The 13,807-nt window shown below is 63.6% G+C and carries 11 protein-coding genes; 9 read left to right on the forward strand and 2 right to left on the reverse strand.

What is annotated here, in order from left to right; genetic code table 11:
• The first annotated feature begins 88 nt into the window (after positions 1-88).
• The 4 genes from AB4Y97_RS01555 to AB4Y97_RS01570 all read left to right on the forward strand — a co-directional run bounded on the left by AB4Y97_RS01555 (position 89) and on the right by AB4Y97_RS01570 (position 4,994).
• Positions 89-361, forward strand: a complete 273-nt coding sequence (locus AB4Y97_RS01555) for a metal/formaldehyde-sensitive transcriptional repressor (protein WP_441997231.1) — start codon at positions 89-91, stop codon at positions 359-361.
• Between the two features lie 85 nt (positions 362-446).
• Positions 447-1,439 carry a CDF family Co(II)/Ni(II) efflux transporter DmeF gene (dmeF, locus tag AB4Y97_RS01560; RefSeq protein WP_441997232.1) on the forward strand — a complete coding sequence of 331 codons (993 nt, stop codon included), beginning with the start codon at positions 447-449 and terminating at the stop codon, positions 1,437-1,439.
• Positions 1,440-1,646: 207 nt separating this feature from the next.
• Complete coding sequence (locus AB4Y97_RS01565) at positions 1,647-3,707, forward strand: catalase (RefSeq protein WP_441997404.1); 2,061 nt, start codon at positions 1,647-1,649, stop codon at positions 3,705-3,707.
• A 213-nt stretch (positions 3,708-3,920) separates the two neighbouring features.
• A complete protein-coding gene (locus AB4Y97_RS01570; protein ID WP_441997233.1) occupies positions 3,921-4,994 on the forward strand; it encodes an LLM class flavin-dependent oxidoreductase in 1,074 nt (357 codons plus the stop codon).
• A 38-nt stretch (positions 4,995-5,032) separates the two neighbouring features.
• On the opposite strand, the gene AB4Y97_RS01575 is transcribed toward AB4Y97_RS01570, so the two are convergent.
• Positions 5,033-6,433: a PQQ-dependent sugar dehydrogenase gene (locus tag AB4Y97_RS01575; RefSeq protein WP_441997234.1), complete on the reverse strand. Its 1,401-nt coding sequence runs from the start codon at positions 6,431-6,433 to the stop codon at positions 5,033-5,035.
• 206 nt (positions 6,434-6,639) lie between these two features.
• On the opposite strand from AB4Y97_RS01575, the gene AB4Y97_RS01580 reads away from it, so the two are divergent.
• From AB4Y97_RS01580 to AB4Y97_RS01600, 5 genes are all read left to right on the forward strand, one after another.
• The gene (locus AB4Y97_RS01580) at positions 6,640-8,061 is read left to right on the forward strand and encodes an NAD-dependent succinate-semialdehyde dehydrogenase (protein ID WP_441997235.1); all 1,422 of its coding nucleotides are present in this window, start codon (positions 6,640-6,642) and stop codon (positions 8,059-8,061) included.
• Positions 8,062-8,432: 371 nt separating this feature from the next.
• Positions 8,433-9,080: a TetR/AcrR family transcriptional regulator gene (locus tag AB4Y97_RS01585; protein WP_441997236.1), complete on the forward strand. Its 648-nt coding sequence runs from the start codon at positions 8,433-8,435 to the stop codon at positions 9,078-9,080.
• Positions 9,077-10,063 carry an HlyD family secretion protein gene (locus tag AB4Y97_RS01590; protein WP_441997237.1) on the forward strand — a complete coding sequence of 329 codons (987 nt, stop codon included), beginning with the start codon at positions 9,077-9,079 and terminating at the stop codon, positions 10,061-10,063. The genes AB4Y97_RS01585 and AB4Y97_RS01590 overlap by 4 nt, the downstream gene beginning before the upstream one ends.
• Entirely contained in the window at positions 10,060-11,013 is a 954-nt protein-coding gene (locus AB4Y97_RS01595) for an ABC transporter ATP-binding protein (protein ID WP_441997238.1), read from the forward strand. Before AB4Y97_RS01590 ends, AB4Y97_RS01595 begins: the two co-directional genes overlap by 4 nt.
• Positions 11,010-12,179, forward strand: coding sequence for an ABC transporter permease (locus AB4Y97_RS01600; protein WP_441997239.1), 1,170 nt, complete (start codon positions 11,010-11,012; stop codon positions 12,177-12,179). Before AB4Y97_RS01595 ends, AB4Y97_RS01600 begins: the two co-directional genes overlap by 4 nt.
• 6 nt (positions 12,180-12,185) lie before the next feature.
• Here AB4Y97_RS01600 and AB4Y97_RS01605 read toward each other — a convergent pair whose 3' ends face one another.
• Positions 12,186-13,697: an MDR family MFS transporter gene (locus AB4Y97_RS01605; protein ID WP_441997240.1), complete on the reverse strand. Its 1,512-nt coding sequence runs from the start codon at positions 13,695-13,697 to the stop codon at positions 12,186-12,188.
• Positions 13,698-13,807: the final 110 nt, after the last annotated feature.

The raw sequence follows: 13,807 nt of genomic DNA on the forward strand, positions 1-13,807 counted from the left end.
CCCCAAATCCATCGCCCCCGCTCGACATATATAGGGTACCCCCCTATATTACATCGCGGAAACTGCAAGAAAGCCGCAAGGAAGCCGTATGTCCCATACCATCAAGGAGAAGGCGAAGCTTCTCGCTCGGATCCGCCGCATCAAAGGCCAGGTCGAAGCTGTCGAGCGAGCCCTTGAAAACGAATTGGGCTGTGCCGACGTGCTCCAGCTGGTCGCCTCCATGCGTGGGGCGATGAACGGCCTGACGGCGGAACTGATCGAGGATCACATCCACAATCACGTCCTGCATGCCGCCGACGATGCCGACCGGGCACGCGGAGCCGGGGAACTTGTCGAAGTGGTGCGCACCTACCTCAAATAGCCGGATCGCCTGACCGGAACGGCGAGAACCGCAGGCATGCCGTTACCGATCAGGCGATGAGCCTCCATCAATGCGAGAAAATCCAATGCATACCGAATCCATAACCGCCTGGCAGCATGAGCACGTATTCCTGGGCGAGAAGCATGACCGGCACGAGCGCCGGACATGGTTTGTGGTCGCCCTGACGGCGGCCATGATGGTCGCCGAGATCATCGCCGGAACCATCTTCGGCTCGATGGCCCTGGTGGCCGATGGATGGCATATGTCCACCCATGCCGCCGCGCTGGCGATTGCCGCGCTGGCCTATCGGTTTGCCCGCAAGCATGCCCGCGATTCGCGCTTCTCTTTCGGCACCGGGAAGATGGGCGAGCTTGCAGCCTTCTCCAGCGCCATCATCCTTGCCCTGATCGCCCTGTTCATCGGTTACGAGAGCGTGTCCCGATTGCTCACCCCGGTGACGATCCAGTTCGGTGAGGCAACCACGGTCGCGGCCGTCGGCCTGGCCGTGAACCTTGTCAGCGCGTGGCTGCTCTTCGACAGCGATCACCACCATCACCATGGTCACGATCATCACCATGTTCATGGAAGCGATGAGGAGCACCACCACGACCACGACGGTCACCACCATGGCCACGACACCAATATCCGGGCGGCCTACATGCACGTCCTGGCCGACGCTCTGACCTCTGTGCTGGCGATCGTCGCTTTGCTGTCAGGCTGGATCTACGGCTGGACCTGGCTCGATCCGGTAATGGGAATCGTCGGCGCGCTCGTCATCGCGCATTGGTCATTGGGCCTGATCCGCTCGGCCGGAGCCGTGCTGCTCGATACGGTGCCGAGCCAGAAGCTCGCGAGCACGATCCGGCACCGCCTCGAAATCGAGGGCGACCGGGTGGCGGACCTTCACCTGTGGCGCCTCGGGCCGGGTCATATGGGACTGATCGCAGCGATCGCTTCCGTCCGCCCTCAATCGCCAGCGGCGTATAAGGAAAGACTGGCGGGGATCGAGGGTCTGTCGCATGTGACGATCGAGGTTCATGCCTGCCCGGATCCCGCGTTGCAGCCGAAGGCGGCCTGACCATCCTCGGCCTCCTCTCTCACCTACTCATCCCGGGGCATAGGTGCCCCGGCCCAAAGATTCTCGGGAACAAGTCTCGACAGCGTCCTGTTTCGCCCCTGTGACCATCTGGAAGGCACCAAAGCCGCCAAGGGACAGGAGACAGACATGGCCAGCAAGGCAGGCGCCGGCGAACGCAAGACGGCTCAGCTCGACGATCGGGAAGTCATGCGGGGCGAGGGCGGCGAAACCCACCAGGTGGCCGGTGGGGACGTGCCGGTCCTGACGACTCAGCAGGGCACGCCGGTCGCCGACGATCAGAACTCCTTGAGGATCGGGGAGCGCGGGCCGACGATTCTGGAAGATGCGCACTTCCGCGAGAAGATCTTCCATTTCGACCACGAGCGTATTCCCGAACGCGTGGTCCATGCCCGCGGCTTCGGCGCACATGGCTTCTTCGAAACCTACGAGTCGCTCAACGACATCACCAAGGCCGACATCTTCCAACGCAAGGGGGAAAAGACGCCTGCCTTCGTGCGCTTCTCGACGGTTGCCGGCAACAAGGGCTCGGCCGACCTTGCCCGCGACGTGCGCGGCTTCGCGGTGAAGCTCTATACCAAGGAGGGCAACTGGGACATCGTCGGCAACAACATTCCGGTCTTCTTCATCCAGGACGCCATCAAATTCCCCGACCTCATCCACGCCGCCAAACAGGAGCCCGACAGGGGCTTCCCACAGGCGCAGACGGCGCACGACAATTTCTGGGATTTTATTTCGCTCACGCCCGAGAGCATGCACATGGTGATGTGGATCATGTCCGACCGGGCGATCCCGCGCTCCTTCCGCTTCATGGAAGGCTTCGGCGTGCATACTTTCCGTTTCGTGAATGCGGAAGGACGATCGACCTTCGTCAAGTTTCACTGGAAACCGAAACTCGGCCTGCAATCGGTCGTCTGGAACGAGGCGGTGAAGCTCAACGGCGCCGATCCGGACTTTCACCGCCGCGATCTCTGGAATGCGATCCAGAAGGGCGACTTCCCGGAATGGGAGCTTGGGCTTCAGCTTTTCGACGACAAGTTCGCCGACGACTTCGCCTTCGACATCCTCGATCCCACCAAGATCGTCCCGGAGGAAGACGTACCGATCCGTCCGGTGGGGCGTCTGGTGCTCGACCGCTGCGTCGACAATTTCTTCGCCGAGACCGAGCAGGTCGCGTTCATGACGCAGAACATCGTACCGGGCATCGATTTCACGAACGACCCGCTGCTCCAGGGCAGGAATTTCTCCTATCTCGATACACAGCTGAAGCGCCTTGGCAGTCCGAACTTCACCTATCTGCCGGTCAACGCGCCGAAATGTCCGTTCCACACCTTCCAGCAGGACGGGCACATGGCTTTCATCAATCCGAAGGGCCGTGCGAATTACGAGCCGAATTCCTGGGACGGCGCGATGGGCGGCCCGCGGGAATCGCCCGAGCGTGGCTTCCAGTCCTTCCCCGCAGAGGAGCAGGGGCAGAAGCGGCGGATCCGCTCGGAAACCTTCGCGGATCACTACAGTCAGGCCCGTCAGTTCTACATCAGCCAGACCGAGACCGAGCAGGGCCATATCGCGGCGGCTCTCACCTTCGAACTGAGCAAGGTCGCAACGCCCGCGATCCGCGCCCGCGTGGTATCGCATCTCCTGAATATCGACGAGAAACTCGCCCGGCAGGTGGCGCACGGATTGCGCCTGCAGGACATGCCTAAGCCCGCCGACGCCGCACGGCCGACGCGGCAGGACCTGAGAAAATCCCCCGCGCTCAGCATCCTTCTCAACGGCCCCGGCAACTTCAAGGGACGCAAGATCGGGGTGCTCGTCACGGATGGCGTCGACATCGCCCTCGTGAAAGCCTTGGAGACAGCGGCCGAACAGGAAGGCGCCCAGGTCGAATTCGTGGCACCGATGGTCGGTGGCGTCGAAGCCAGCGACCGTTCCTGGATCGAGGCCCAGCAGAAGATCGATGGCGGCCCCTCGGTGCTCTACGATGCCGTCGCCCTTCTCCCGTCGGAGGATGGAGCCGATCGCCTGTCGAACGATCCTGCCGCGAAGGATTTCATCAGCGATGCCTTCGCGCATCTGAAATATATCGCCTATGTCTCCGCCGCTTCGCCTCTGCTGGAAAAAGCGGGCATCGCCGATATGGATGAGGGCTTCATCAGGCTCGATGCGGCCAATGACGCGACGACCTTCATCAACACATGCCGCAAGCTGCGCTTCTGGAAACGCGAGGAGACATTGAAACAGGCCTGATCCGGCCTCCTTCGCGGCGCGAAAACCTGTTCGCGCCACGACTGGTCTCCACACTCCGCATCCGAAATACGGGCCGGCGTTTCAGCCAGGAACACCGGCCCGCAATGTTTGACGCCGGCTTCCATCCCTCAAAGCCGGATCGACGCTTCCTTGCGTAAGCGCTATTGCTGCCGATCCCTTTCCGGGAACGATCCATCATGAAGGCGGCGACACATGGAACTTGGCATCTATACCTTCGCTGAGACGACACCCGATCCCCGGACCGGCCGCATCGTCAGCCCGGCACAACGGCTGCGTGATCTCATGGAGGAAATCGAGCTCGCCGATCAGGTCGGGCTGGATGTGTTCGGAGTCGGCGAGCATCACCGGCCCGATTATGCGGTCTCGGCGCCGGCCGTCGTTCTCGCGGCAGCGGCCGAGCGCACCAGGAATATCCGTTTGACCAGCGCGGTGACCGTGCTGAGTTCAGACGATCCCGTGCGGGTGTTTCAGAACTTCGCCACCCTGGACCTACTCTCCGGCGGCCGTGCCGAGATCATGGCCGGGCGGGGATCCTTCATCGAATCCTTTCCGCTCTTCGGTTACGACCTCGACGATTACGACGCCCTGTTCGCGGAGAAGCTCGAACTCCTGCTGAAGATCCGCGACGGCGAGCGCGTCACCTGGTCGGGCCGGCTCCGCCCGCCGCTCGATGATCGCGGAGTCTATCCGCGCCCGTTGCAGGACCGTCTGCCGATCTGGATCGCCGTCGGCGGCACGCCGCAATCGGTGGCGCGCAGGCATGCTGGGGCTCCCCTGGCACTCGCCATCATCGGAGGCGAGCCGGAGCGCTTCGCGCCGCTGTTGTCGCTCTATCGCGAGGCCGCGCGGCGGGCCGGACACGATCCCGCGCGGCTTCCGGTGAGCATCAACTCCCATGGCTATGTGGCGGATACGTCGCAGCAGGCCGCCGACGAATTCTTTCCGCCCTATGCGGACGTGATGACCAAGCTCGGGCGCGAGCAGGGCTGGCCGCCCACGACCCGGCAGCAATTCGACATGCTGCGCTCGCCGCGCGGCGCGCTGGCGGTCGGCAGCCCGCAAGAGGTGATCGAGAAGATTCTCTTCCAGCATGAGATTTTCGGCCATCAGCGCTATCTCATGCAGATGAGCGTCGGCACCATGCCGCATGATGGGATCATGCACCCTATCGAACTTTTCGGCACGAAGGTCGCGCCTGTCGTCCGCAAGGAGATCGCGCGGCGCCCCCTGACGAAAGCGGATGAGGACCAACGCACGGGAGCTTGAGCCCATGCCTCTGTGCCGCGACGAAAGCGAGTTCTCTTCTATGGCTGGGGAGGGTTGTTCCTGCGCGGCGCGACCGATCCGGTCGCCGGCGTCGTACCGGTATAGGAGATGCGCCAGATCGTGCCGCCCGTGTCGTCGCCGACGAGCAGCGAGCCGTCCTTCGCGATGGCCAAGGCGGCAGGACGTCCCCAGACCTCGGCGCGATTCCTGCCCGCGGCCCAGAAGCCCGTCGCGAAATTCTCGTACCAGCCAACGGGACGCCCGTCCTTGAACGGCACGCGCACGATCTTGTAGCCCGTGGGCTCCGAGCGGTTCCACGATCCCTTCAGCGCGACGAAGGCGCTGCCGCGATATTCGGGAGGAAACTGATCGGCGGTATAGAAAACGATGTCCAGCAACGAGGAATGGGACCGGAAGAGCATGTCGGGCTTGACCGTGGCCTTCACCTTGTCGGGTGCGCGCTGCGCGAAGCCCGGCTGCGGATGGGGCCCGATATAGGCGTAGGGCCAGCCGTAGAAGGCGCCCTTCTCGACACGGGTCAGGTAATCGGGCACGAGGTCGTCGCCCATGCCGTCCCGCTCCTGCACGATGGCATAAAGGCCTCCCGTTCCAGGCTCGAAGGCGAGGCTCGTGGGATTGCGCATTCCGGACGCCACGGTGCTCTGGTTAGAACCGTCGGGATCGAAACGCTGGATAGTGGCTTTGACCGGCGAATCGACCTTGATATTCCCGGATGAGCCGACGCCAACGAACAATGCACCGGTCTTCGGGTCGATTTTCAGGTCGCGGTTGATGTGATCCTGCGCGGAGCCGAACACACCCCTCTGTGTGATAAGCTCTTTCCCATCGACGTTGGGATTCCGTCTGCGCCGATCCGAAGGGGTCTGGGAGATGGGCTTGGGTTCTTCATCACCCGGCCGGACGGCGCCAAGCTTATGCGGAACGCGCCAGATCCCATCCTGGTCCGCGACCAGAATTTCTCCGTCCCGCCAGGCGAGGCCATAGGGCAGGTTGAAGCCATCCGCATAGCGCTCGACCTGATCGGCACGGCCCTCACCCTTGCTGTCGCGCAGGAGAATGAGGGAACCGGGCCGTTGCTCGGCGACGATCACGTCGCCATTGGGCAGGACGAGAAGGCGGCGCGGATTCTCGAGCCTGGTGGCGAAGGGAGTTGCCGTAAAGCCTTCGAGGACATGGAGCGTTTGTCCCCGATAGGGCACGACAAGAGGCGCATTGGCCACGATCGGCCCGGCTTTCGGCGGTGGAAGCCGATCGGCATCGATCTGGATATGCCGGCCCAGCTCCTGATCCGCCGTCATCGCATCGGTCGTCCTGGCATCCGGCTGAGGAGGGGCCTTCTGCGCCGGGACTTGGGAGACGGAAAGAATCGCCAGGATGACGGCACTGCCGCCGAGCGCCAGGAGCCGTTTCGCGTCCATTGCACCCTCCATTGCCAGGTCGCATCCCAGGCTCGGGGCAGGATACGGTGATGGAGGGCGGATCTCCTTGATCTGCGTCAACCGCTCCGGATGCCGCAGGACGGCGCGTAAAGGGAACCGGGCTCCGGCAGCCGGCTTATCGAGCAGAGAGATGCTCGGACCATTTCAACCGGGACTGGGCCGCCTGCCATTGAAAGGACGCTGTCATGGACGAGAGCACCCTGGCCGATCGCCGCACGTCACAAACGTCCGACAGGCCCCGCTTCGACACCTTCTATCCCGCGACCGGGCAACCGGGACACAGCTATGAGGGGCATACGGTCGAGGAGGCCCTGAAGATCGCCCGCGATGCGCACGCCGCCTTCAACGCGTGGCGACGCACCTCCTTCACCGAACGGGCCAAGCTGATGAGGGAAGCAGCCCAGGTGCTCCGCCGCCGCCGGGACGAATTCGCCGAGATCATGACGGCCGAGATGGGCAAGCTCCTGAAGGATGGCCAAGCCGAAGCCGAGAAATGCGCCTTCAACTGCGATTACTTTTCCGAGAATGCCGAGAGATTCCTGAGCCGGGAGCCTGTCGATCTCGGCGGACCCAAGGCGTTCGTCACCTTCAATCCCATCGGCACCGTGCTCGCCGTTATGCCGTGGAATTTCCCGTTCTGGCAGGTCTTCCGCTTCGCCGCGCCGACCCTGATGGCCGGAAACACGGCGGTGCTGAAACATGCCAGCAACGTGCCGGGCTGCGCGCTCGCCATCGAGAGCGTCTTCCGCGATGCCGGCTTTCCGGAAAATGTCTTCCGCACGGCTCTCATCCCGAGCCGGAGTGTCAAAGCCCTCATCGAGGACCCCAGCATTGCCGCCGTCACCCTGACCGGCAGTGTCGATGCGGGCCGTCAGGTCGCCGGTACGGCAGGCGCGGCGCTCAAGAAAAGCGTGCTCGAGCTCGGCAGCTCGGATGCCTATCTCGTGCTCGATGATGCCGATATGGCGCAGGCCGCCAAGGTCTGTGCGGCGGCGCGCATGGTCAATGGCGGGCAAAGCTGCATCGCCGGCAAGCGCTTCATCGTCATGGAGCAGATACGGGAAGCGTTCGAATATGCGCTCATTTCCGAAATGCAGACCTACAGGATGGGAGACCCGCGCGATCCGAACACGAAGCTCGGCCCGATGGAGAGCGTGAAGGCGCGCGACCATATCCATGAGCAGGTCCAAAGGAGCATCGCCAACGGCGCGCGTCTGCTCGTGGGCGGCGAGGTTCCCGACGGTCCCGGCGCCTGGTATCCGCCGACGGTGCTGGCCGATGTGCGTCCCGGAATGCCGGCCTATGACGAGGAGGTTTTCGGACCGGTCGCCGCCATCATCGCGGCGAAGGACGAGAGCGACGCGATCCGCATCGCCAACGAATCGCATTTCGGCCTCGGCTCCGGCGTCATCACCCGCAACCTCGCGCGGGGCGAGCGGATCGCCGCAGAGGAACTGGAATCCGGGATGAGCTTCGTCAACGCCAATGTGCGTTCCGACCCGCGCATGCCCTTCGGCGGCGTCAAGGAGAGCGGCTATGGCCGCGAATGCTCCCATTTCGGCATCCACGAATTCGTCAACATCAAGAGCGTCCTCGTGCAGGGATAGGGCAGGATGTGAAATTCCGGAGCGCAGATCCGATTGCAACGCCCCATGGGCAACGTCCGCCGATGCAAGCGCGCCGTCCATGCGATCCGCACGAACCGCACCGATCATCGGATTGCAGCCGACAGCAGATTTCCGGCATCTCGCTTCCGAAGGACATATTCCCCGAGGATGAGAATCGAGGGCTCGACGGCTGCGAATGACCGAACTGTCCGCGAGACCAACAAGGATCCCGAGATCCCCGGGATAGGGGGCAGCCCCTTCCTTTGCCTGTAGATCATGGATCTAGCGGTCACCTAGGCGTGATTCGACTTCCCGGTTGCCTGCTCCATACTGACTGACTAGTCAGTCAGTATGGTCGAAAGGCGGCTCCCTTGTCGGCGAAACGGCGTGTCACGCGGCGGAATCCCGCCCGGAGCGAGGAAGATCGTCAGGCCAAGCTCCAGATCATTCTGGATGCGGCGCTCGACATTTTTCTGGAGAAAGGTTTTGCGGAAGCGCGGCTTGAGGATGTAGCGGCGCGGGCAGGCGTCGCGAAGGGCACCGTCTATCTCTACGTGCCGTCGAAACAGGCCCTGTTCGAGGCCCTGATCCATTCCGGCATCGGCGAACCGATCGGAGCGATCAGGCAGAAGGTGCTGAATCTCGACGCCTCCGCCGAGGACAAGCTGCGGGCGCTTTTCGCGTTTCTGCGCAAGGAGGTTCTCGGTACCCGCCGCGTCGATATCGTGCGGCTGATCCTATCCGAGGCGGGCCGGTTCCCCGAACTCGCGGAAGTCTATCATCGCGAGGTCATCAGCAAGGGCGTGCGGCTTTTGCGAAACATCGCCGAGCAAGGTGTCGCGACCGGCGAGTTCGGATCGGACGCGCTGGTCCGTTTCCCGCAGCTTGCCATCGCGCCCGGTCTCGTCGCGCTGCTGTGGACGAGCTTCTTTCAGAAATTCGATCCGCTCGATATCGATACCATGCTGGAGACGCATCTCGCGCTTCTGATGAGGGCTATGAAAGGATCCCCGTCATGATGCGGAGGCGGGTCAGGAACATCGTGCTGATCACGCTTCTGCTTCTCACTGGCGCCGGCGTGTGGTTCTACTTGAACCCGCGGGAGAATGCCGACCGCTTCCAGGGCTATGTGGAAGGCTATTTCGTCTATGCCGCGCCGGAGACGGGGGGGCGTATTCAGAATCTGACCGTCGATTCCGGCAGCCAGGTCAAGGCCGGCCAGTTTCTGTTTCAGATCGAGGGATCGATGGAGCTCGCGCAACGCGATCAGGCGGCAGCGCAGTTGCAGCAGGCGCAATCGCAGCTGGCCAATCTCCGCGCCTTCCTGCAGCGTCCGGAAGAGATCGCCGTGCTGCAGGCGCAGGAGCGACAGGCCGAAGCGCAGCTCACCTTGTCCACCGCCGAACTCGCCCGGCAGCAGAATCTGTTCGAGAAGGGAATTTCGGCGAAGGCGCAATACGATCAGGCCAAGGCGACCAATGACCGGGACAAGGCGGCGCTCGAAGCCGTGCAGCGCCAGATCCAGGCCGGGCGCATTCCCGCCCGAATCGGCGAGATCGATGCCTCGGAGGCGGCGGTGAAGGCGGCGCAGGCCAATCTCGATCAGGCCGAGACGCGTCTGGCGAAACTGAAGGTCTACGCCCCCGCCGATGCCCAGGTGCAGGACGTCTTCTTCCGCACCGGCGAGGTGGCCAATGCCGGCCAGCCGGTGCTTTCGCTTCTGCCTCCCGGCAACCGGCGCATCCGCTTCTACTTACCGGAACCCAAGCTCTCGACCATCGCCCTCGGCGACGTGGTCGGCGTGACCTGCGACAATTGCCCGAAGGGACTCAACGCCAGGATCACGTTCATCTCCCGCGATGCGGAATTCACGCCGCCGGTGATCTTCAGCCTTGAGGAGCGGGCGAAGCTCGTATTCCGCATCGAGGCGACGCCCATCGGCGATTATGTCTTGCCAGTCGGCCAGCCGGTGAGCGTTGTCCCGTCGGAGCGGTCCTCATGAGCATGCAGGCGATCCAGGCGGCATCGGAGCCCGACATCGTCATCGATGTCGAAGGGCTGACGAAATCCTTCGGCGGCCCGCCGGTCGTCAAGAATCTGACCATGCGCGTGCACAAGGGCCTGATCTACGGCTTTCTCGGCCCCAACGGCAGCGGCAAGACCACCACCTTGCGCATGCTCTGCGGGCTTCTGACCCCCGATAGCGGACATGGCACCTGCCTCGGTTACGACATCCGCACGCAGACAGCGGACATCAAGCGTCATGTGGGCTACATGACACAACGCTTCTCGCTCTATCAGGACCTGTCGATCCGCGAGAACCTGGAATTCGTGGCGCGCATCTACAACCTCGAGAACCCGCGTCGCGCCGCGCAGAACGCGATCGCGCGGCTCGGGCTCGAGAACCGCGCCGACCAGCTCGCGGGCGCGCTCTCGGGCGGCTGGAAGCAGCGGCTTTCCCTCGGCGCCTGCATCCTGCCTGCGCCCGAGCTTCTGCTCCTCGACGAGCCGACGGCGGGCGTCGACCCGAAAGCGCGGCGCGACTTCTGGGACGAGATCCACAAGCTCGCCCATGAGGGCATGACCGTCCTGGTCTCGACCCATTACATGGACGAGGCGGAGCGCTGCCACGAGATCGCCTATATCGCTTACGGCGAATTGCTCACCCACGGCACGGTGGAGCAGGTCGTCGCCGATGCGCATCTCTCCACCTACAACGTCACGGGGCCGGACCTTGCCGATCTGGCGGACCGTTTGAAAACCCTCGACGGGGTCGACATGGTGGCGCCCTTCGGCGTCGAGCTGCATGTCAGCGGGCGCGATGGGGAAAAGCTCGATGCGGCGACCGCGGCGTTGCGCGCGCAAGGCCCGCAGATCTGGACGCGGGGCGAGCCGACGCTCGAAGACGTGTTCATCGACCTGATGAGCCGGACGAAGGACAATTACGCATGAGCGCGGGAAGCGACATCGACCGGCGCACGCGCGGTTTTCGCGCCTCGCTCGGACGCCTGCGCGCGACCTTCATCAAGGAATTCCTGCAACTGCGCCGCGACCGGCTGACCTTTGCGACGATGATCTTCATTCCGCTCATGCAGCTTTTGTTGTTCGGCACGGCGATCAACGCCAATCCGCGCCATCTGCCGACGGCGGTCCTGATCCAGGACGACAGCTCCTTCGCGCGCTCCTACCTCGCGGCCATGCGCGCGACCGACTATTTCGACATCAGCATGACGGCCTCCAGCGAGGACGAGCTCGACCATCTCATTCTTTCCGGCAAGGCGCTGTTCGGCGTGCAAATTCCCGCCCATTTCGGGCGCGCCCTGATCCGCGGCGACAGGCCCGAGATTCTCGTCGTCGCGGACGCCACCGATCCCACGGCGACGGGACAGGCCGTCGCCGCCCTCAACGGCCTGTCCCAGAACGTCTTCTCCCGCGAACTCATCGGCCCCGCCGCCTCGCTCGCGCCCAAGCCGCCGCCTTTCGACCTGCGCGTCCACCTGCGCTACAACCCGGCCATCGAGACGCGGCTCAACATCGTTCCCGGCCTGATGGGCACGATCCTGACGCTGACCATGCTGATCTTCACCGGCCTGTCCGTGACCCGCGAGATCGAGCGCGGCACCATGGAAAGCCTGCTCGCCATGCCGATCCGGCCGGTCGAGATCATGCTCGGCAAGATCGCGCCCTATGTGGTGGTCGGCGGCCTGCAGATGACGCTGATCTTGAGCGCGGCGTGGCTTCTGTTCGGCGTGCCCATCGAAGGCAGCCTCATGCTTCTCCTGGCGCTGACCATGCTCTTCATCATCGCCAATCTCTCGGTCGGCTACACCTTCTCGACCATCGCCACGAGCCAGCTGCAGGCGATGCAGATGTCGTTCTTCTTCTTTCTGCCGAACATGCTCCTGTCGGGTTTCATGTTCCCCTACAGAGGCATGCCGCAATGGGCACAGCAGGTCGGCGAATTTCTGCCCCTGACCCACTACTTACGCATCGTGCGCGGCATCATGCTGAAAGGTGCGACCTTCGTCGATCTGCAATTCGATGTCCTGGCGCTTGCTCTCTTTACGCTCGCCGTGATGGTGCTGGCCGTAGCGCGTTTCCGGCAGACGCTGGACTGATCGGAATCAATCCGCGATGGCCGCCTCGGCCGCCTTGACTGCGCTGCCACGCAGGGGCCGCTCCTCCATGGCGATGAGGAAGGCGAGCGCAAGAGCGAAGCCGGCCACCGCTGCCATGAAGACATAGGAGAACACAACGGCGAGGTCGATGCCGCTTCTCGCTGCCGAAGCGGCGAGGGTCTCGAAACTGGCGGCTCCGCCCATGCCCGTGCCGCCGAGCACGATGGCGCCGAAGATCGCGACGATGAAGGCGCCGCCGAGAGAGCGGAAGAAATTGGCGGTGCCCGTCGCGGTGCCCAGTTCATGCAAGGCGACCGCGTTCTGGATCGACACCGTCGAGACCGGCAGGAGCGTTCCGAGCCCGATGCTGATGACGGCGAGCATGATCTCGATGCCGGACAGGGGAAGCCTGTCGCCGAACAGGGCGAGACTTGCGGTCGCAATGGTCGCGATGGCGAGGCCCGCCATGGGCAACCGCTTGTAGTGCTTCACCTTCGCCATGGTCCGGCCCGACAGGGTGGCGCCGACCACCGTGCCGACCATGAGGGGGATGAGCGCGAGACCCGAGAGGCTGGCCGAAAGGCCACGCACGGTCTCGAAATAGACCGGCAGATAGATGGTGAGGCCAATATAGGTGCCCATGCCGAAACAGGCCGCGAGCGTGCCCATGCGCACCACCGGATTGTGCAGCACGCCCGGTGGAATGAGCGGCTCGGGCGCAACCCGCATCCGGATCGCGAACAGCACCCAGAGGAGGGCAGAGGCGGCGACGAGGCCGAGAATGGGCATGGAGCCCCACGGAAAGCGCAGGCCGCCCCAGCTCAAAGCCAGCAGCAGGGAGACGGTGGCGGAAACCAGGAGAAGCGCGCCCAAAACGTCGAGCTTGTGCGGCCGGTCGAAGCGCGGCAGTTTTTTAAGGCCGTGATAGGCGATGAGAAGGGCGATGAGGCCGAGCGGCAGGTTGATCCAGAAGATCACCGACCAGTGTAGATGCTCCGCGAAAAAACCGCCGAGCACCGGCCCGATGAGGCTCGAGGTCATGAACACGCTGGCGAAATAGACCTGATACTTCGCCCGCTCCTTCGGCGCGACGAGATCGGCCACGATGGTCTGGCCGAGCGCGATCAACCCGCCGCCGCCCAATCCCTGCACGCCGCGCGCAAGAATCAGCGCGAGCATGCTCGGCGCCATCGCGCAGGCAATGGAGCCCAGGATGAAAATGACGATGCCGATCAGCATGGTGATGCGCCGCCCGTGGCTGTCGCTGAACTTGCCGTAGAGCGGCGTCACGGCGGTCGCGGTCAAAAGATAGACCGTCACCACCCAGGGCAGATGCTCCAGATCGCCGAGTTCGCGGCCGATGGTCGGCAGGGCGGTGGCGATGATGGTCTGGTCGAGAGCGGCAAGCAGCATCGCCAGCATGAGACCGATGATGATCGTGCGGATCTCAGCCGGGCTGAGGGCTTGTCCCTGCGCGTGCCGCAGGGTCTTGGATGTCGGTTGATCCATCTCTTCCATCGCGTTGCTACGGCCTCTTTAGGGGACAAGAGGGTCTTTGTCTCGAATCCCGGGCCGCAGGGCAGATATGCGCGCAGACTTGAAGAAGATTTAAGCATCGGCACGCGGTC

Origin of the sequence: Microvirga sp. 2TAF3, from assembly GCF_052114965.1 — a bacterium.
In the GTDB taxonomy this organism is placed as follows: domain Bacteria; phylum Pseudomonadota; class Alphaproteobacteria; order Rhizobiales; family Beijerinckiaceae; genus Microvirga.

Bases quoted from the DNA above. Each gene is read 5' to 3' on its own strand.
- AB4Y97_RS01555 (WP_441997231.1), top strand. From the start codon at position 89: ATGTCCCATACCATCAAGGAGAAGGCGAAGCTTCTCGCTCGGATCCGC.
- dmeF (WP_441997232.1), top strand. From the start codon at position 447: ATGCATACCGAATCCATAACCGCCTGGCAGCATGAGCACGTATTCCTG.
- AB4Y97_RS01565 (WP_441997404.1), top strand. From the start codon at position 1,647: ATGCGGGGCGAGGGCGGCGAAACCCACCAGGTGGCCGGTGGGGACGTG.
- AB4Y97_RS01570 (WP_441997233.1), top strand. From the start codon at position 3,921: ATGGAACTTGGCATCTATACCTTCGCTGAGACGACACCCGATCCCCGG.
- AB4Y97_RS01575 (WP_441997234.1), bottom strand. From the start codon at position 6,433: ATGGACGCGAAACGGCTCCTGGCGCTCGGCGGCAGTGCCGTCATCCTG.
- AB4Y97_RS01580 (WP_441997235.1), top strand. From the start codon at position 6,640: ATGGACGAGAGCACCCTGGCCGATCGCCGCACGTCACAAACGTCCGAC.
- AB4Y97_RS01590 (WP_441997237.1), top strand. From the start codon at position 9,077: ATGATGCGGAGGCGGGTCAGGAACATCGTGCTGATCACGCTTCTGCTT.
- AB4Y97_RS01595 (WP_441997238.1), top strand. From the start codon at position 10,060: ATGAGCATGCAGGCGATCCAGGCGGCATCGGAGCCCGACATCGTCATC.
- AB4Y97_RS01600 (WP_441997239.1), top strand. From the start codon at position 11,010: ATGAGCGCGGGAAGCGACATCGACCGGCGCACGCGCGGTTTTCGCGCC.
- AB4Y97_RS01605 (WP_441997240.1), bottom strand. From the start codon at position 13,697: ATGGAAGAGATGGATCAACCGACATCCAAGACCCTGCGGCACGCGCAG.